The 18,932-nt window shown below is 53.5% G+C and carries 14 protein-coding genes and 1 tRNA gene; 5 read left to right on the forward strand and 10 right to left on the reverse strand.

The features are described from left to right. Window positions 1–327: 327 nt before the first annotated feature. The 3 genes from JW953_09505 to JW953_09515 all read right to left on the reverse strand — a co-directional run bounded on the left by JW953_09505 (window position 328) and on the right by JW953_09515 (window position 4,149). Window positions 328–1,230: a carbohydrate ABC transporter permease gene (locus JW953_09505; protein MBN1992931.1), complete on the reverse strand. Its 903-nt coding sequence runs from the start codon at window positions 1,228–1,230 to the stop codon at window positions 328–330. Next, window positions 1,231–2,259 (reverse strand): sugar ABC transporter permease, encoded by a 1,029-nt coding sequence (locus JW953_09510; protein MBN1992932.1) that lies wholly within the window; start codon window positions 2,257–2,259, stop codon window positions 1,231–1,233. 357 nt (window positions 2,260–2,616) lie between these two features. Beyond that, window positions 2,617–4,149 (reverse strand): extracellular solute-binding protein, encoded by a 1,533-nt coding sequence (locus tag JW953_09515; protein ID MBN1992933.1) that lies wholly within the window; start codon window positions 4,147–4,149, stop codon window positions 2,617–2,619. Between the two features lie 823 nt (window positions 4,150–4,972). On the opposite strand from JW953_09515, the gene JW953_09520 reads away from it, so the two are divergent. Continuing rightward, entirely contained in the window at window positions 4,973–6,217 is a 1,245-nt protein-coding gene (locus JW953_09520; GenBank protein ID MBN1992934.1) for a hybrid sensor histidine kinase/response regulator, read from the forward strand. On the opposite strand, the gene JW953_09525 is transcribed toward JW953_09520, so the two are convergent. Further along, the gene (locus JW953_09525; protein ID MBN1992935.1) at window positions 6,147–8,456 is read right to left on the reverse strand and encodes a response regulator; all 2,310 of its coding nucleotides are present in this window, start codon (window positions 8,454–8,456) and stop codon (window positions 6,147–6,149) included. The two genes, JW953_09520 and JW953_09525, sit on opposite strands and share 71 nt — an antisense overlap. 65 nt (window positions 8,457–8,521) lie before the next feature. Beyond that, the gene (locus tag JW953_09530; protein MBN1992936.1) at window positions 8,522–9,643 is read right to left on the reverse strand and encodes a hypothetical protein; all 1,122 of its coding nucleotides are present in this window, start codon (window positions 9,641–9,643) and stop codon (window positions 8,522–8,524) included. A 372-nt stretch (window positions 9,644–10,015) separates the two neighbouring features. Between JW953_09530 and JW953_09535 the strand changes: the two genes are divergently transcribed. The 4 genes from JW953_09535 to JW953_09550 all read left to right on the forward strand — a co-directional run bounded on the left by JW953_09535 (window position 10,016) and on the right by JW953_09550 (window position 12,621). Beyond that, window positions 10,016–10,591 (forward strand): hypothetical protein, encoded by a 576-nt coding sequence (locus JW953_09535; GenBank protein ID MBN1992937.1) that lies wholly within the window; start codon window positions 10,016–10,018, stop codon window positions 10,589–10,591. Window positions 10,592–10,596: 5 nt separating this feature from the next. Beyond that, entirely contained in the window at window positions 10,597–11,133 is a 537-nt protein-coding gene (locus JW953_09540) for an NUDIX hydrolase (GenBank protein ID MBN1992938.1), read from the forward strand. Further along, window positions 11,130–11,597, forward strand: coding sequence for a hypothetical protein (locus tag JW953_09545; protein ID MBN1992939.1), 468 nt, complete (start codon window positions 11,130–11,132; stop codon window positions 11,595–11,597). Before JW953_09540 ends, JW953_09545 begins: the two co-directional genes overlap by 4 nt. Before the next feature lie 133 nt (window positions 11,598–11,730). Then, the gene (locus JW953_09550) at window positions 11,731–12,621 is read left to right on the forward strand and encodes a PhzF family phenazine biosynthesis protein (GenBank protein MBN1992940.1); all 891 of its coding nucleotides are present in this window, start codon (window positions 11,731–11,733) and stop codon (window positions 12,619–12,621) included. 164 nt (window positions 12,622–12,785) lie between these two features. Here the strand turns inward: JW953_09550 and JW953_09555 are convergent. From JW953_09555 to JW953_09575, 5 genes are all read right to left on the reverse strand, one after another. After that, a tRNA-Phe gene (locus JW953_09555) sits at window positions 12,786–12,858 on the reverse strand. Between the two features lie 104 nt (window positions 12,859–12,962). Further along, the gene (gene acpS, locus JW953_09560) at window positions 12,963–13,322 is read right to left on the reverse strand and encodes a holo-ACP synthase (GenBank protein MBN1992941.1); all 360 of its coding nucleotides are present in this window, start codon (window positions 13,320–13,322) and stop codon (window positions 12,963–12,965) included. A 51-nt stretch (window positions 13,323–13,373) separates the two neighbouring features. Beyond that, complete coding sequence (locus JW953_09565) at window positions 13,374–15,014, reverse strand: FHA domain-containing protein (protein MBN1992942.1); 1,641 nt, start codon at window positions 15,012–15,014, stop codon at window positions 13,374–13,376. Window positions 15,015–15,026: 12 nt separating this feature from the next. Then, complete coding sequence (mfd, locus tag JW953_09570) at window positions 15,027–18,728, reverse strand: transcription-repair coupling factor (GenBank protein ID MBN1992943.1); 3,702 nt, start codon at window positions 18,726–18,728, stop codon at window positions 15,027–15,029. Then, window positions 18,712–18,932 (reverse strand): hypothetical protein (locus JW953_09575; GenBank protein MBN1992944.1); only part of this gene is annotated, 221 nt, incomplete at its 5' end. The genes JW953_09575 and mfd, both read right to left, overlap by 17 nt.

The raw sequence follows: 18,932 nt of genomic DNA on the forward strand, positions 1-18,932 counted from the left end.
AGCTGTCTAAAGATCAGTTTGTTAAGGTTCAATTATTCCTTGACGTCATCTTGTTGGTATCGATGACGTTTCGCACCAGAAACTAACCTAGGCTCCATGTCATTTCGAGCGTAGCGAGAGATCCTTACGGCGTGGAATTTTCAAGCGAGATTCCAGGGATTTCTCGGCCTATGGCCCATTCGCTGCGCTCAAGGCAGGCTCTCGAAATGACATGCTTTTCAAGCAGCTTCTTAGAATTAAAGTTATAGATAGTAAAATAGGGGCGTTGATACATCGCCCCTATTTCTCTTTATCGGCTCAAAAGCGATTTGTCTCTTAATTAAATTTCTACCCCTTCAACGATCCCGCCAACAATCCGCGTAAGAAGTAACGTCCCAGGATGATATAAACCAGCAAGGTTGGCAGAGCCGTGAGGAAAGCGGCGGCCATCTGCACGTTCCACTGCACCGAGAAACTCCCGGCAATATTGTTCAAGGCAACGGTCATCGGCTGGTACTTGTTCTGGACCAGGGTTACCGCAAACAGAAAATCATTCCAGATATTGGTGAACTGCCAGATCAACACCACCACAAAGGCCGGCGGCGATAACGGCAAGATGATATAACGATAGACACTGAAGATATTACCTCCATCAATCCGCGAGGCTTCCATAATCTCATTGGGGATGGTGGCATAGTAATTGCGGAAAATCAGGGCCGCAATGGGAATACTGTAGATTGTGTGAACAAAAACCAGGCCCCACAAATTGCCGTAAAGCCCTATATTTTTTACGGTAATGGTCAAGGGGATCAAGACTGCCTGATAAGGGATGAACATGCCAAACAGCACCAGGGAAAAGACAATGTCGGCATAGCGAAACTTCCACTTGGCCAGGATATAGCCATTGATCGAACCCAGCACGGTTGAAATAAGCGTGGCCGGGACAGTCATGGTCAGGCTATTCATAAAAGCCTGGCTCATCCCAACAGTCACCGAAGGGCCGCCAAACCAGGCCTCATAAAAGCTGTCAAAACAGAAAAAGGCCGGATTGGTGCAATGCTCTAGCGTCAGCACCGGCGGAAAGTCCCACATCCGGTACAGGTTCACATCCGCATATTGCTTAAAACTGGTAATAATAATCAGATAGACCGGCAAAATGTAAAAAACCGTGAACGAAAGAAGAATAAGGTAGATGATCAATCGAGATATACGGAATTGAAATCGAGGCCGGGGAAGCGTTTGAGTTGCCATTTATCGTTCCTCCTCTTGGCGTAAACTGAAGGTCAGGTAGGGAACAATCAACAGCGAACTTAACATCAATAACACCATGCCTATCGCCGCTCCCTGGGCAAATCGAGATTGTCCAAAAGTGGTGTCCCACATATTCACCGCGGGCATGTCCTTGACAAACCCGGGACCCTGACCTCCCATCGCTATCACCAGGTCATAAATTTTCAACGATGAGTGGGCCAGGATAATGATCACGCTCAGGGTGATTGGCTTTAACAACGGGATGATGACATTCCAATACACCTGCCACTCAGTCGCGCCATCCACCCGCGCTGCTTCCCGTAGATCATCTGATATTCCCCGCAGCCCGGCCAGATACAGGGCCATGGTATACCCCGACATTTGCCATATCGCTGCCACTACCAGGGTCAATACCCCCAGCGATACTCCCAACCGCGGCGAAGCCATCCAACCCAATCCGATACCGCTCAAAAACTGCCCCACTCCTGACTCCGCCGGAAGGTGAAACACCAGATCACTGGCCCAGTTCGGCTTGAAAAAGCCCAAGCCCAGATGCTCAAAAAGCAAATTGATCCCGGTGCTGCCCACATTCGGGTCCCCCGACGTGAACATCCACCGCCAGGCCAACCCCGTTACAATGAACGAAATCGCCATGGGGAACAGGTACAAATTGCGAAAGAACCCCTCCCCCCTCACGTTCCGATCCAATACCGTGGCCAGGGAAAAACCAACGATAATGCAGCCAGCAATAAAAAGAAGAGTGAAGCCAATGACGTTACGCACGTCTGCCCCAAAACGGATCGCGTCAATACTAGTGGCGTACCGCTCCCCTATTCCAAACAACCGGGCGTAAGCATCAAGCCCAGAAAAGGTGTAATCCGGTTTGGCCCCCAACTTCCAATTCGACACCGATACCAAGGCGCTCCAGCCAATGAAACCATACACAAAAACGGCTACACCAATGAGGGAGGGGAGAAGAATGATAAATCCAACTATTTTCTCCCAGTTTCTATTCAAACTAATGCTCATACGACTTTTCTATCCTGTGCAGAACTGTTTATGCTCATCCCTGGTTTTGAAAAACACCAATGATGAAAAAGTTAACAAGCGTATGTTTCTTAAATGGTAACTATTCACCTTGCCATGTCATTTATGACCGTCATTCTGAGGCCGTAGGCCGAAGAATCTCCATGCGGCACTACTTTGTTTTGTTTTTGGTATACTGCATGGAGATTCTTCGCTCGTTCCTCGCTCAGAATGACATAGCCTGAATAGTTAAATGTTATTCGAGGGTTCCACAATGTTGTATAAAAAGGCGTTAAGGGGCGAGGTGGCCCCAACGGGCCACCTCGCTTAAAAGATAGGAGATAAAGGTCCCCTAAATTCTTATTGGGGGTAACCGGCATCTTCAGCAGCCAGCACCAATGCCGCTTGCGCCTTGGCTACATCCCGATCCGAACCAAACTGGGTCATAATATCCGACACCTGCTGCTGCCAGGCCGGATGTATTGCTGACCCGTGGGCCATACTCGGTAATACGCGCCCGGTGGCAAAGTCGCTGGCCGAACCCTCGAAGTAGGCCGGGAAGGAGAAGGTGCTATAGTCGCAGTCCGTCCGCGCGCAGATGGAGCCTTTGTGCATGTTAAAGGCTTCCTGCGCTTCCTTGCGGGTGATGATTTTTACAAATTCCGCAGCGTTCTCCGGATTCGGCGCGGCCTTGGTGATGGCAAACCCGTCACTCACCATGTTGAACAGGCCTGCGTTCCCCGGCGGTGGATTCCAGCCGACATAGTCCGTGGCGTCAAAGAAGAGCACTTCGCCAAAGGCCCAGTCGCCCATAATGTTGAAGGCTGCCTGGTCCTCGATCACCATGTGAATCGCGGCGGGCCAGTTGATGTTGCCCCAGTCCTCGTTCACGCAATCCAGCATCATATTGAAGTTTTCCAGCGCCTCGGTCACGCCAGGGTCTGCCCACGAAGTGCTGCCATCATACAGGCCCAACGTCTTGTCTGGGCCCATGGTGCCCGGTAATACCGTTTCAAAGGTGTGGAACACTTCAAACCGGTCAGTGCTGCCTTGAGCCAACGGCACCACGCCTGCGGCCTTCAAGGTTTGACACACTGCTGCAAACTCTTCAAAGGTGGCCGGTACGGTCACGCCGGCCTGCTCCAATACCCGGTTGTTGGTCCACATCACATTACCCCGGTGAATGTTCAGGGGCACGGTGTAGGTTTTGCCGTCAATCTTCAGCACGTTTTTCAAATCTTCCGGCATTAACGGCAATACGCCCGCTTCTTCCAGAACGTCATCTACCGGCATCAGATACTCTTCCGGCGAATACAGCAACGCTTCCTTGCCCGCGTGCAATTGGAAGGTATCAAAGGGGTCGCCTGCAATCAACTTGTTCAGGTTCGCGCCCTTAAAGTTTGTGCCGGCGCCACCGGCAACACCCGCGTGGATCAACTCCACATCCGGATTCTCGCGGCGGTAAATCTCATAAACCGCGTTGATCCCGGCAAACTCACCACCGGAGGTCCACCAGTTGCCCACCAGCAACTGGCCCTTGGCCCCGCTGGCAAACAGTTGGCCCACATCTGCCTCGGCTGGATCAAACCCGGCCATAAACGCTTCGGCGTCGGCCTGAGCCGGAATGAGCAACTTGGCCCCAACTTCAATGGCATCGGGGTTGGTGATTTTGGCATAGCTGGCGTCATCCGCGTTGGCCTTGTTGGTGGCGCTCATAATGGCCCAGTAGGCGTTGGCATCGCCGTAAAACTTGTCTGCCAATTTCGACAGCCAGTCATCAGCCTGTACCGTATAATCCTCTCCCTGGGCCAGCGGCTTGGCCCCCACCAGCGAGGCCGGCAGCACTACCAGCAACATCACTAACAATACTGCAACACTTACATACTTCTTCATTGTAAATTGTCCTCCTTGAACTTTGGATAGCCTCCTTAATAGAGACTATCAATGAAAATATTGATTTAGAATACCAAAACTGAATATTTTAGCAACATTCTTAAGGCAGTTAAATGGGATGGCCTCGCCTCCTTTCGCTTAAAAATTATCATTCCCCATATCTGGCGATATAGGGGTCTGCCCCAGATTTTTGGGCAAACCGGGGGAGAGAAGGGTTTCCCCGCGCTCCCCTGCACCTCCCAGAATTTGGGACGTACATCCAAGATAGACTCACCAAATTATAGCGCAATTCTTTAATTCGCGCGAGTCAAACTTTTATACTAAAAACAGGATGAGACCGATACTTTGGTTGAGCGACAAGCTGAATGTCATTTCAAGGCCGTAGGCCGAGAAATCTCCTTTTCAAAGGACGGCTTCAAGGAGATTTCTCCCTTCGGTCGAAATGACATGCCTGAGCAGTTACCTAGAAAAAAGAAAAGGAGTGGTTCCCATAAAGAAACCGATTTCAAAATCATTCTGGTGACTGGCACCTGGGGTCTGTTCTAAATTGTTGGTATGAAACCGCAGAGTGGACAAACGCTGCGGTCTACCTGAAATCAGGGATATACCCAACGCCCGTAATTTTATATGGATTTTTAGGGGAAAGTGATGCCAATCTACCTCAAGTAAGTGCCAGTCACCCTTACTAAGGAGAATGATCATAAAATATTATATGTCATCATTTATCAGGCCGACAATGGTTTTTTGGCCTTCTTTCGGCCAAGAAACGGCCATGTGGACAATATCAAACCTTATGTTATAATTTTCTGCGAGGCAATTAACGATGATAGACCGCGCCGAGTTTGAAAGACTGGTTAAAGATGGGCTAACAAATATTCATAATTATGCTGCCCTGGAAACCCATCCCCTGGTTTCTTATCTCCCACCCTCTGCCGACCAGCAGACCAGCCGGGGCGAGCATTTGCGCCAATTGTTGCTCCGGGCTGTCAATAAACTGCAACCGCCAGATAGAATGTCGTCAATGGTTTCAATTGAATGGCGGCCCTATTTGATTCTCAAGGGGCGGTATGTAGATGGCTTGAGTCTGCCAGACTTAAAAAGCCAACTATCGTTGAGTGGGCGACAACTCCGCCGGGAACATGGCCGGGCCTTGAAAGCTGTGGCTACCTTGTTGTGGGACCAAACCCGGCCAGATGAGGCAGGTTCAGCCAAAAAAGAAACTCCTCCAGAAGCCGGAGAAGAATGGGACAATGGGTTTGATGCTTTTGAGATTACCCCAGAATCGCTTGATTTAGCCGAGGTGGCCCAAGAGGTCGCCGGTATCTTTCAACAGCGAGCGCAAAGCGAGGCGGTAGAACTGCGCCTGGACCTACCCCCAGAACTTCCGCCTGTTTTGGCCGACCGGATTATTCTGCGCCAGATTATTTTGAGTCTGTTTAGTTACGCCTTACATATCCACGCTGGCCAGACCATCACCGTTGGCGCGGGAGCAGAAGGGGAGCAAGTTATCTTTCGGATTCAAACGCAAGTGGACGAGGAGATTGCTGCGTCTATAGATGAAGACGAAGAAACGCCTTTGGAATTTGCGCGATATTGGAGCCAACGCCTGGGCGCAACCTTTCAAGAGCTTCTTCCCCCTGAACCGGGGGCCGGCTTGAGCGAACTGATCCTGTCGCTGCCTCGCGCCGGCCAGGGGGTGGCCCTGATTGTGGATGACCAAGAAACGGCCATCCGCATGTTTCGCCGCTACCTGAGCCAGACCAACCTTAAAGTAATGGGGGTTAAAGAGGCAAACCAGGTTTTGCCGTTGGCGCGCCAATGGCAGCCCCAGGTAATTACCCTGGATGTGATGATGCCCACCATGGATGGCTGGGAAATTTTACAAAACCTGCAAACAGACCCGGAAACCCAACACATTCCGGTGATTGTATGTTCGGTGTGGGACGAACCTGAACTGGCTTTTTCATTAGGAGCCGCCGATTTTCTCAAAAAACCCATTACCCAAAAATCGCTACTGGAGGCGCTGGCCCGGCTGAAGTTGACGGGGCCGGGTAGGCGGGCTGAATAGTCTCCATAAGACATTTTAGAATAGCCGTCAATTCCGGCCGGGAGAAAGGGCGCTTCAACAAAACCTGTAATGTCTCCGGCCGGTCGGCCTGAAGCATTTGCGGTAAATCATTGGCCGTAATGATAATAACCGGCAGGTGGGCCAGCTCAGGCTCTTGCCGGACGTGGGCCAATACTTCCCAGCCGTTGATGTCGGGCAAACCCAGGTCCAGCAAAATTGCATCGGGGGGCTGTTGCTGCAATTGTTCCAGGGCCTCGTTGCCGGTAAAGGCCGTGCTAAAGTGATAACCTGCTTCAGACCTCTGGCCAGGGCTTTTGCCATTAGGTTCATCTTCCAGGGCCAGGGTGACAAAACGAACCATGGCCGGGTCGTCGTCTACCACCAACAAGTTACGAACGTCTGGGCCCAGGTTCTGCACCGTTTTGGCCAACGCCTGGCGGGTGATGGGTTTGACCAGGTAGTTAGACACCTCATCCGGCAAAAGTTTAAGCCGGTTCTGGTCGCCGGGAAAAATAAAACTAACTACCGGCAGGTCGTAGGGCAAATCTTGCAGCGCCGCTTGAACCTGAGGGTCTTCAATAATCGTCTGGTCAACTATTAAAGCGTGGGGCAGCAACTCGATTATCTGGCCGGGTATCTGGTCTGGTTGATTGAGGGCCAGCACCGCGCAATCTTCGGCATAGTGGCTCATTAATTCTCCCGCTGCCGGATCGGGAGAAAGGATCAAGAGCAATCGTTCTTGTTCCGCTTTTCTTTTAAGGGATTGCCAGTGGCGGGTGTTGGCCATCTTGCCACTGGAAACGCCTAGGCCGGGCGAAGCGACCAACTCGGCCGTAGGGTCAGCAGTAGGTAAGGTGAAATAAAAACGGGTGCCTTGCCCTACGCCGTCGCTCTCGGCCCACATCCGCCCGCCGTGTAGTTGCACAAAACGCCGGCTGATGGGAATGCCCAAACCGGCCCCTTCTCGCCGCCGCCAGCTTCCCTCACCCACCTGCCTGAACTCCTCAAACAGTTTAGGAATATCCTCTTGAGCAATGCCGGTGCCCGTATCCTCCACCCTCGCCAAAATAGCGCCGTCGTCTTTTTGCAGGCAAACCGTCACCCCCCCCCGTTCGGTAAAGCGCACGCTGTTAGTGACCAGGTTGAGCAAAACCTGCCTGATCCGGGTCAGGTCGGCAAAAACTTGGGGTAAGTCAGGTTCAATTTCGGCCCGAAAATACAAACCTTTGCGGTTCAATACAGGTTCAACCATCTCTGCCACCTCTTGCACCAGTTGCGGTAGATTTATGGTTTCTTTGAAGAGGGTCATTTGCCGGGCCTCTATCTGGCCCAGGTCGAGCACGTCGTTGACCAGGCGCAACAGGTGGGTGCTGCTCCGATAGATTTCCTGGATGTCTTCGTAAAGACCGGGCGGCCAGTTTTTTAAATGAGCATAGGTTTTGGGGGAGTTGACCATCATTTCGCTGAAGCCCAGGATAAAGTTGAGGGGCGTCCGTAATTCATGACTCACGGCCAGGGCAAAACGATTGCGCGCCTCTTGCGCTTCTTCTGCTTCGGCTCGGGCCAAAACCAACATGTGGTTGGTTCGCTCTATTTGGGAGTAGGCCTGATCCAGGGTCTTCATTACCCGCACCACCTCTCCCCGGTGCTGGTGGGCATCTTTTAAATTTTCCTGCGCTTGATTGAAGTTAAAGAGCGACCAATGGGTAACCGTTAGCAGCGTGTGTGAAGCGGCCCAACCCAACAAGCCGGTAAAGGCGCCGCCCACCACAATGCTCAGTCCATAACCGGACGGGAGAGGGGGCATAATATTGGTGTAAGAAAGCCACCCCACCAAAACTATCACCAAACCCTCGGCCAGCAAGCCGCTGATTTGGCTCACTGTGACCACGGCCATGAGGGGCAACAGGACATACAAAAAAGTGACCTCCGGTTGTTGGTAAATGTAATAGGCCATGGTAATGGCCAGGGCCAAGCCTACTTGCCATACAGCCTGAGCCAGCCTGAAGTGTTTGGCTAACAACCAAAGTGAAAGAACGCTAGTAAGAAGAACAATGGGCGTGACAAACCACACCCTGGTCATAAAAACGTCAGACCAGGTTAACGTTGCCACAAAATGCCAGAGCAAATAGATAACGCTGGTCACAAAAATAAGGTTGCGTGAGGTAGACTGGAGTAATTCAATGGCCGAAGAGGAAAATTCGGGGTTTTCTTTTGTGGCTTGTTTGATGTTCCACATAATAACAGCCTCCGTACCCGGATGAGTACTTTATCCGCCCGGATAAATTATTTTTTAGAAAAGTCTTAAATATCTCGCCGGTAGACCCGGTGGATTTTATAGGGTTCCACGCCTACTGTTTGCATATCGGCCAGCATAAAAACAACCGTGTCGGCCATTTGCACCAGATCGGCATGCTCAAAACAACCGTCCCGGATGGTTTTTACCAACTCGTCATACAAAATGGCATTCCCGCCCAGCCCCCGATACGCTTCTAAGATACCCATCCCATTAACATTAATCCAGGTAGTATTGCGGAGCGCCCTGAGCAGCGTCACCCAGCCAAAAGGGAACAACTTACCCCCGGTTTGTTGCAAAGCCAGGGAAATATCCAAAAATGTAAGCAAAAAGCCAACAATTTCATCTGCTTCGTTGACCACAAATTTGATATGTTCCGGGTCAACAATCTGCAACATGCGCCCGGCCAGTTCTTGGGTTTCTTCTGGCGTCACCGGCACGTATTCCCAATTATTCACAAATATCTTATTATAGGCGTCTACCAAAGCCGGGACCCAGCGGCGCACCTCCGCTTTTGAAGAGAAGGTTTTGACCCGTAGCTTGCGGCGCTGTTTGACCCGCTCGGCAATGCGGGTCACTCGTTCAGGCAGCTCAAAATGATGCACGTTGACATAAAACGAAGTAAAATCCATCTCCTTCTCAAAACCTAACCGGGGCATGAATTGGTTGTAATATTCGTAATTGTAAGGCATGCCTATTGCCGGACGATGCTCAAATCCCCGGCACAGCATGCCAATGCCATCAAAAGGCACAAAACCCTTGGGACCAATCAGTTTTTTTAAACCCCGCCCCCGCGCCCATGCTAGGGCTGCCTCAAACAACCCCTGGGCTACCTTAAAATCTTCCACTACATCAAACAAATAGAAAAAGGCGTACCCGGCCTTATGATATTCGTTGTAATGACGATTTTCCATCACGCAAATACGCCCCAACATCTGATCGCCCGCCTCGGCCACAAAAAAATCAGCCTCAGAGTGTGAAAAGTAGGCGTTACGCCGGTTGAGCTGCGCCAGGCCATCGCTGAGGGGCAGGGGAACCCACTGGGGGCAGGCGTGGTACAGTTGGTTGGGGAATTGGACAAAGCGGCGGGCGTCGCGGCGGTGGTGGGTATCAATTTTGCGGATCTTCATTGCCGGTGGTCTCCTTTAAAACAGGTAATACATTGTCAGACAAATTTTGACAGGTAGGGGCACGGCCTTGCGCCTGCCCCATGTGGGGCGACTGCAAGGGTGCGCCCCTACCCCAATCTATCAGAATTAACTTGACGGTGTAGTAATTGCGGTGAATACCGTTAATGACAACTTGTGGAAGAAAAGAGCGACGGGTTCAATGTATTGCCTATTTTCACCTTTGACAACACCATCATACCACGCTAACCCAGGGATAACAAGCGCTTGGGGGCATCATCGTTCCATACTGATGGGGATCAACCATATTTTCTTTGTGGGCCAAGTTGTGCTACCCTTGAGTGAATTATAAATTTGGCTTTGGTAAAAGGAGGCATGGTGAGAAAATTTATTTTCCTGGCCTGGTTTTTTATGGCAATGTTATTGGTTTCTGGATGTGAAGTTTCACGTCCCTCTGATGAGGCGGCGCCCTCCGTTAAACAATCCGCTTCCCCAACCACCCTGAACATTCAAGAAGAGGCAATCCTCAAGATACAGCCAGAAATATCGGTTGTTAAGGCAGATGATACCCTCACCCTTGAGATTTTGGTGGAGAACGTGTCAGACTTAATGGGGGCTGATGTGGCCTTGCAATTTGATCCGGCCGTGTTGCAGGCCCAAGACGCCGTCTCTAACGAGGACGGGGTTCAAATACAACCCGGTCCATTTTTGTCGCCGGATTTTCAGGTGATCAATACTGTTGACAACCAGGCCGGCGCAGCTCAATATACGCTGGTGCAACTTGCGCCCAGCAAACCGGCCGGCGGAAGCGGGGTGTTGGCGACGATTACTTTTAAGGCTATCGCTGCCGGGGTAAGCCAATTGACCTTTACCAAAACCGATCTGGCTTCGGCCGAAGCCCAGCGGATTATGGTGACGCCCATCCCTGGCCAGGTGACGGTTGAGCCGTAACCCCCATGCTAACGCTGAAACGAAATTTGGCCGGCTGGCTCCAGTGTTTTCCTCCCTTACGGTGGGGCTTAAAGTTTGCCGCCTGGCTATGGGCGCCGCGCCAACACGTGGGCGCAGTAGGCGCGGTCTTTAACCGGGCGGGACAGGTTTTGCTGGTTGAACACGTTTTTCGGCCCGGCTATAATTGGGGGCTGCCCGGCGGCTGGGTTGAACGCGGCGAGAACCCGGCAGATGCGGTTCGGCGCGAGCTGAAAGAGGAACTGGGGCTAAAGGTTGAGGTTAAACAAATTCTACTCTGTGAAACGCAAGGCGACGAAGCCCACAGCAGCACCCCGCTGGGCCTGGGCCTGGCTTACTACTGCCGTTTGGCAAACGAACAACAAGGTCTTGAAACCGCTCACTTTATCAGCCATACCTTTGAAATTCTTTCGTGCCAATGGGTTGATCCCCAGGCTATTGCCCGGCCGTTACCGGCCCTGGCCCAAAAGGCCATCACCCTGGCCCAACAAGAATTTGAGCGCGAGCAGGAGACAGGTGGATGAAAATTACTACGGTTAAAGGGCAAACACCCCTTGCCCAAATTTTGGCTCAAACCAAATTGACCCTTCGGCCGGGCGAGTTTGTGCTGATAGGCTTGGAACCCGACCAGCGCCCACAGGTTGAAGCCGATTTGGTTAACCTCAACGGCGACTTTTGGCAATACCTGGTTGAACCCGACGTGCTGACCTTGTTGCTCAAAGATGATGATTGGGCGCATCTTGAACCGCGCTATCCCTACGCCAAAATAGCCGGCCCTTTCTGTATTTTTACTTTTAGTGTGGCCATGGATTGGGACGTGGTGGGCTTTTTGGCCGCCGTAACCAATGTATTGGCTCGGGTGGGGGTGCCCCTGGGCGCAGTTTGCGGCTACTACCGCGATCATCTTTTTATTTCGGTTGAGCTTGCGGGCCGGGCCGAGGCTGTGTTGCAGGCAGAGATTGAACGGGCACGTCAACAAGCGCCTTGAAACAAAATTGGCTCTAAAAAAGTTGGTTTAATTGGTCGTACCCGGATTTTTCAACTCATGCTTTAATGAGGGTCAATCAATTTTTGTTAAAGCTCGTGAAACGGCTCAGTTAGATATTTATAAGGAAAACCCAATGACCACTTACCCATTTATGCAAGTTGATGCCTTTACCCATCATCCCCTGGGCGGCAACCCCTGCGCCATTTTGTTTGACACCGAAAACCTGGCGGCCGATACCATGTTAGCCATTGCCCGCGAGATGAATCTCTCGGAAACCGCTTTTGTGCGGCAATCGGCTATAGCTGATTTTGGGGTGCGCTACTTTACCCCGGCCGAAGAAATCCCCCTGGCCGGACATCCCACCATTGCCACCACCTTTGCCCTGGTTGATTCCGGCCGGCTCCGGCTTACCGGCGATTATACCAAAATCACCCTGGAGTTGCAGGTAGGGCCAATTCCTGTTGAAATTCATGCCCGGCAAGGTCAGGTTCAGCGCATCGTGATGACGCAGAAAAAGCCGCAATTTCTGGCCACCTACCCGCCTGAAGAGATATTGCCTGTCTTTGGTCTCTCTCCGGCTGAGGCCTGGTCTTACCCCCTGCAAACCGTCAGTACCGGCACGCCCCAATTGATGGTTCCGCTACGCAACCTGGAATCCCTACAAAGGATAGAGATAAATATTGCCGCTTACAAAGAACTTAGAGCCAGGGCCGACTTTTTTAGCGCGCACCTTTTCTGCTTACGGGGCCTTACCGAAAACGGGCAAACCTTTGCCCGGCACTTTGTCACCCCGCCCGATCTCCTGGAAGACCCCTTCACCGGCTCGGCCACCGGGGGCATGGGGGCATACTTATGGCATTATAACCTGATAGAAAAACCGGAATTCATTGCCGAACAGGGTCACTGGCTGGGCAGGCCCGGCCAGGCCACGGTTGAAATGATTGGCCCCCGAGAGGATGTTACTACGGTAAAAGTAGGCGGCAGCGCCGCCACGGTGGTGCGGGGCGAATTTTTGTTGCCGTAGGAAAAAGTTTTATTTACCGGTTTCTCAGGCGGGCGGTCGGCAAATGCTTCTTTCCGACAGGAGTCAAAATTGTAATAGGCTGAATAATGGCCCCCTTTAAAGGGCCTGCTTTTTACGCTAATAAAAAAGCCCACCAAATCCCGGTGGGGCTTTTAAGGGATGAGTGCCGAGGCCCAGACTTGAACTGGGGACCCTTTGATTTTCAGTCAAATGCTCTACCAACTGAGCTACCTCGGCAAGATTTGCTACCAATAGTTCATATTTAATTGAGCAGTAGTATAGCATGGGGCCAATTACGGGTCAAATTTTATCCCCTTTGTCTAATCCCAGCCTGGCCGTGATCATTCGCCCATCACAAAAGCCACGGCATAATCCCGGCTGTGGGAAAGACTGATAGCAAACTCCGCCAGGCCTAGCCGGGCGGCCAGGTCAGCGGCTGCGCCGTGCAGTTGTAAAGTAGGCCGGCCATTACCTTCACACACCACCTCAATTTCCTGCCAGGTAACGTCGCCAATGCCTGTGCCCAGGGCTTTGGCCACGGCTTCTTTGGCCGCCCACCGCGCCGCCAGCGAACCGGCCTGGCCCCGGCAATAGGCCAGTTCTTGCTCGGTGTAAACCCGTTTCAAAAAACGGTCGCCAAAGCGGGCCATACTTTGGGCCACGCGCTCGGTTTCAATAATGTCCACGCCAATTGCTTTCATAAACAAGCCTTGTACCCCTGCTTTGAGGGGAGCCAACAAAAAAAAGGGGAGCTACATCAAAGCCGGCTCCAAGGCTCGCGTGCCAAACCCTTTAACCACGTAGGCTTCCAAATCGGCTTCAGTATCCGGGTGGCGAGACTTGATGGTTTTAGGCGTTACGTCAACCAGGCCGGCTACGTGTTTGTACACCGCCTGGCTAATGACCACTTCGCCTTTATCCGCGCCGTCACAGTAACGCGAGGCGCGATTGACGGTGTCGCCAATAACGGTGTATTCCATCTGCTCCCGCGAACCAATAAAACCTTGCAGCACCGCGCCGGTGTGAATGCCAATGCCAATCTGGTACACCGGCAAACCCATACTCTGCCACTTTTTGCCCAGCCGGTAAATAACCCGCTGCATATCCAGCGCGGCCTTAACCGCGCTCTCCCACTGGCGACCTTTGGGATCGGGGTCGGGGCTGCCGAACACGGCCAGCAGGCCGTCGCCAATGTATTTGTCCACGGTGCCGTTGTACTTAAAGATAATGGGAATGCACGCCCCAAACAACTGGTTAAGCATATCCATCACGTCTTTGGGGTCCATCTCCGCGCTGAGGGCGGTGAAGCCGCGCACATCGGCGCTGAGAATAGTGACCGGCTCCACCCGTTCGCCGCCCAGGGCCAAATCGCCGTGCTCCTGCAATAGATTTTCCAGGTGACCGGCCACCCGGGGCGAAAATTGGCGCAGCAGGTTAGAGCGCACAACTTCCTGGTGGCGCAATTCTTCTTGCAAGGCATGATTTTTTACAAACATTGCCGCCTGGCTGGCCATGGCCATCAACAGGCGCAGGTCGTCCACACTAAAGGCATCTTCGGCCACAAAATTGTCAACATAAACAATGCCCAGCACCTCTTCCTGCCAGATCAGCGGCACGTACATGGCGCACTGCGTGCCATGCCAGATGATGCTGTCGGTCAGGTTTCCGGCCTGGCCGGGGGTATCACGCCGCCAGGTGAAAGCTTCTTGCTTTTCTATGGCCAACTGGGCCAGGTGCAGGCTCACCGAGGGTCGGGCTTTTTCCGGGATGCATGCCTGAAGCGTAAGCTCATTGCCATGTTTGAGCAGGAGCGCGCCTCGCTGCGCCCCGGGAATGGCATTGCACAGGCGCTCAACCACGGTTTTGAGCAACGGCTCAACCGTTTCCACGGTGCTCAAAGCGGTTCCCAATTCATAAAACGCGGTCAACCGCCGGCGCGTAATGTCCGACGAAGCGTCCGCTTCTTGAGCCAAAAGGAGGGTGGAGGGCAGTTCGGTGGCCCGGACGGAACTGGTGAGCACGCCTTCCTCGTCAAAATTGACCGGCTGCGTGACCAGGGCATCACTCTCCTGGGGCGGCGGCGGAAGCGTTTGGATCTGCCGGACCACCAGATAGGTTTGCCCCATGGTGATCCGGTCTCCCGGAGCCAGTTTGGTTTTAGCCGCTATTTTTTTATCATTAACCAAAACACCGCTGCGGCTGTTCAGGTCTTCTAACCAATATGCCCGATCTTCAAACGTTAAACGGGCATGGTGGCGAGACACGGTCATATCCGGCGACAGGTCCAGGGTAACTTCTTGCCCCTCGGAAGGCCGGCCAATGATAATCGTGTCGGCTTCAGACCGGAAGGTTTTGCGGATGGATGATAGATATGAATATTCAATAATGATCATCGTCTGACGTCCTTATCCTGCGGGGTCGTTGACCATCCGGCCAACGAGGCGCAAGGTTTTCTCTAATTCGGCTTGCCAGGTTTCTTGATTGGGATGCAGCGGCAGGGTGAGTTGGCGGGGCGTTATTTTGGTCGCCGGACCAAGTCGGCGCTGCAAACCGGCGCGGTCAACGCCTTCCAGAGTGTCGGCCCGGATGATGACCTGCCCCGCCTCAGTGATAATAGCTTTGACCCCCGCTTCCATGGCCAGCAATTTGAGTTTGAGTTGGTAGAGCAAATTAGCCACCGGCTCGGGCATTTCGCCAAAACGGTCTTTCAATTCCTGGGCCATTTCGCCAATGCCCTTGAGGGTGTTAATTCCGGCCAGACGGCGATAAAGCCGCAGGCGCAGTTTTTCCTCCGGCAAATAATCCTCCGGCACGTAGGCCGGAATGGGCAGGTTCAATTGAATGCCTTCGGAGAGGGGGGACAGGTAAGCTTCAGCCTCGTCGTCGGTAACCAGATGCGGGGCCTCGCCCTTTAACTCGCGGATGGCCTGGGCCAACAGTCGGGTGTACAGGTCAAAACCCACGGCGGCAATGTGGCCGTGTTGTTTGGTGCCCAACAATTCGCCCGCGCCGCGGATTTCCAGGTCGCGCATGGCAATGCGGAAACCGGCCCCCAACTCGCTGGCCTCGGCGATGGCCTCCAGCCGCTTGCGGGCGTCCGGGCTGAGTTCATAATATTTGGGCGTCAACAGGTAGGCGGATGCTTGCACGGCCCCGCGCCCCACCCGGCCGCGCAACTGGTACAGTTGGGCCAGCCCCAGACGGTCGGCCCGGTCAATGATGATGGTATTGACGTTGGGCATGTCCAGGCCGTTTTCAATAATGGAGGTGCTGACCAGCACGTCAAACTCCCCGGCCACAAAACTCACCATTACCCGCTCCAGTTGGCGCGGACTCATTTGGCCGTGGGCCACGCCAACCCTGGCCTCCGGCACAATATTGCGAATCCGGTTGGCTTTTTGCTCAATACCCATCACCCGGTTGAAAACGTAAAACACCTGCCCGCCCCGGTCCAGTTCCCGTAAAATGGATTTACGGATCAGCGGCTCGTTGTATTCGGTGACGGTGGTTTGAATGGGTAGCCGTTCTTCCGGGGGCGTGTCAATGGTGCTCAGGTCGCTCACGCCGCTCAACGACATGTGCAAGGTGCGCGGGATGGGCGTGGCGGTGAGGGTGAGCACGTCAACCTGGGTGCGCAGGGCCTTTAATTTTTCTTTTTGTTTAACGCCAAAGCGCTGCTCTTCGTCAATGACCAGCAGCCCCAGGTTTTTGAATTTAACATCTTTTTGCAGCAGGCGATGCGTGCCAATCACAATATCGGTGGCGCCTTCGACCAAGTTTTGCAGCGTTTCCTGCTGCTGGCTTTTGGTGCGGAAGCGCGATAGGATTTCGATTTTGACCGGGTAATTTTCCAGGCGCTGGCGGAAGGTTTGATAATGCTGCTGCACCAGCACGGTGGTGGGGGCCAGGATGGATACCTGCATGCCGTCCATCACGGCCTTGAAGGCCGCCCGCAGCGCGACCTCGGTTTTGCCGTAGCCCACGTCGCCGCAAACCAGGCGACCCATGGGCCGGGGCTTTTCCATATCCGCCTTAACTTCTTCAATGGCCCGCAGTTGGTCGTCGGTTTCCACAAAAGGAAAAGCGTCTTCAATTTCAGATTGCCATTCGGTATCTGGGCTAAAGGCGTGGCCCGGCGCTACCTCTCGTTTGGCGTACAGTTCCAACAACTCTTTGGCAATGTCTTCCACCGCTCGCCTGGCCCGGCGTTTGACCGTATTCCAATCTGCGCCGCCCAACCGGTTGAGGATGGGGGCATGTTCATCCAAACCCACGTAGCGGGCCAGCCGGTCGGCCTGGTGGATGGGCACGTACAATTTATCGTTGTTGGCATATTCCACGGCCAGGTATTCGCGCTCAACGCCTTCAAAGTCCAGCTTGACCAGGCCCATATAGCGGCCAATGCCGTGCTCAATGTGCACCACCAGATTGCCGGGGTCAACATCGGCAAAAAAAGTTTCAGGGGTGACGCCCCGGCGCGGTTTGGGGCGGTGGATGGTGGTTGGTTTTTTCCAACCAAACAACTCCGAATCGGACATCACGGTGATGAGCGGTTCGTCCTGCTCGCCGGCCACGCTCCAGCCTTCCATCAACATGCCCTGCACCAGGGTGATGCTGCCCGACGGCGGTGGTGGATTACCAGGAGCCAGGCTCTCTAACGGGGTAACAGTGAGACCGGCCAGTTCATCAAGCAGGCTGCTCAAGCGGGCCGCCTGGCGGCTGACCAACACTACTCGCTCGCCCTGTTTTTTGCGCTCGATGATCTCTTGCAGCACATTTTTGACCTGGCCGCCAAAGGCCGGCGCCGGGACAAAGATGGATTGAAGGGGGAAGGATGAATTGTGAAGTCCCAACAAGTTGGGCGTGAATTGTGAATTGTCAATTACCAATTGTGAAGTCCCAACAGGTTGGGCGTGAATTGTGAATTTTTCGCGTCCGTCTGGCTCGGTTGAGGGGTCAAAGGGCGCTTGTTCATTGGGCCTTGGCTCAGTGAGTGAGGAGAAACCCAGAACCAGGGGCTGGCGGGCCGCCAGCGCAGCGGGGAGGGTTTTCCAGCCAAAGTAGGGGTCGGGCCATTGGCCGGGCAAATCGCCAACGTCGGTTAAGTCTTGCTTAAGGGTGCGGGCCTGGGTTTCCAATTCGTCCACCACCAGGGCCAATTCTTCCGGGTCCTCAATAAATACCAGGGCGTTGTCCGGCAAATAATCCAGCACCGATACGCCCTCCTCGTCATCCGACTGGGTGATTACCCCATTATAAAAGAAAGGCAGGTAATACTCGATGCCCCGGAACGTGGTGCCGCTGTCCAGGCGAGCCACGTCTTCTTCAAAGGCAATTTTGGCGCTGGGCTGCAAATTGGCCAGGTCCCACTGCCGCAATTGTTGCACCGCTCGTTCAGCGCAGCGAGGCAGGGCCTCACTGGCCGGGGTCACGGTGAAGCTTTTTAGGCGGGCATCGGAGCGTTGCGTTACCGGATCAAAACTGCGCAGGGAGTCAATCTCGTCGCCAAAAAGCTCAATGCGCACCGGCATGGCCAGGTTGGGTGGGAAAATATCAAGAATTCCTCCCCGCCGGCTGAAACTGCCGGGCACTTCCACCACTTCTTCCGGCTGGTAGCCCAGTTCCACCCACCGGCCCACTACCTCGTTAAGGCTGATGCGCTGGCCTACTTTGAAGGGCATGGTGGTAAACTCGGCGGGCGGCAGGGTTTTGTGCATCAAGGCCCTGGCCGAGGTGACCACCAGCGGCGGCGGGCCGGCCTGGCCATGGGCCACCAGGGCGGCCAGGGCGGCCAGACGACCCTGAATGGTCTCGTAGCCCCAGGCCACTTTTTCATGGGGCAGGGCGTCGGGGTCGGGCAGACGGTGAACGGCGTCCGGGTTTTCGGCCCAGAATTGGATTTGTTCGGTCAAAATTCTGGCCCGGTCGGCGCGGGCGGTGATAAAGAAAATGGGGCGCTGTAAATCGGCCAGCAGCGCGGCCAGCAGCGCCGGGCGGGCCGCGGTGAACACACCCAGAGGGTGGCGAAGGTCATCATTCCCTTCGCCGTTGTGCAGGGCGTCGGCCAGGCTATTGTAAGCCGGTATTTGGTTAAAGAGTTTGAGCAAAGGCGATAGATTGATCAACGGTCAATTGTGAATGGCTGATTGTGAATTTTTTGGTAGAGCCAAGCTTATAATTATAGCAAATGATGACAAAAAACCCGAATCCAGATGGGCAAGATAGCAGGGCAATCGCGTGTATTATGTAAAATAATTTGGTAAATAGGGTATCAGAGGTCATAATTTCGTGAAATAAATTCAAAGCAGGAG

It is taken from the genome of Anaerolineae bacterium (genome assembly GCA_016931895.1).
In the GTDB taxonomy this organism is placed as follows: domain Bacteria; phylum Chloroflexota; class Anaerolineae; order 4572-78; family J111; genus JAFGNV01.

What these genes read in the sequence shown, in the direction of transcription:
- JW953_09505 (MBN1992931.1), bottom strand. Translation starts at nt 1,230, where the DNA reads ATGGCAACTCAAACGCTTCCCCGGCCTCGATTTCAATTCCGTATATCT.
- JW953_09510 (MBN1992932.1), bottom strand. Translation starts at nt 2,259, where the DNA reads ATGAGCATTAGTTTGAATAGAAACTGGGAGAAAATAGTTGGATTTATC.
- JW953_09515 (MBN1992933.1), bottom strand. Translation starts at nt 4,149, where the DNA reads ATGAAGAAGTATGTAAGTGTTGCAGTATTGTTAGTGATGTTGCTGGTA.
- JW953_09520 (MBN1992934.1), top strand. Translation starts at nt 4,973, where the DNA reads ATGATAGACCGCGCCGAGTTTGAAAGACTGGTTAAAGATGGGCTAACA.
- JW953_09525 (MBN1992935.1), bottom strand. Translation starts at nt 8,456, where the DNA reads ATGTGGAACATCAAACAAGCCACAAAAGAAAACCCCGAATTTTCCTCT.
- JW953_09530 (MBN1992936.1), bottom strand. Translation starts at nt 9,643, where the DNA reads ATGAAGATCCGCAAAATTGATACCCACCACCGCCGCGACGCCCGCCGC.
- JW953_09535 (MBN1992937.1), top strand. Translation starts at nt 10,016, where the DNA reads ATGGTGAGAAAATTTATTTTCCTGGCCTGGTTTTTTATGGCAATGTTA.
- JW953_09540 (MBN1992938.1), top strand. Translation starts at nt 10,597, where the DNA reads ATGCTAACGCTGAAACGAAATTTGGCCGGCTGGCTCCAGTGTTTTCCT.
- JW953_09545 (MBN1992939.1), top strand. Translation starts at nt 11,130, where the DNA reads ATGAAAATTACTACGGTTAAAGGGCAAACACCCCTTGCCCAAATTTTG.
- JW953_09550 (MBN1992940.1), top strand. Translation starts at nt 11,731, where the DNA reads ATGACCACTTACCCATTTATGCAAGTTGATGCCTTTACCCATCATCCC.
- acpS (MBN1992941.1), bottom strand. Translation starts at nt 13,322, where the DNA reads ATGAAAGCAATTGGCGTGGACATTATTGAAACCGAGCGCGTGGCCCAA.
- JW953_09565 (MBN1992942.1), bottom strand. Translation starts at nt 15,014, where the DNA reads ATGATCATTATTGAATATTCATATCTATCATCCATCCGCAAAACCTTC.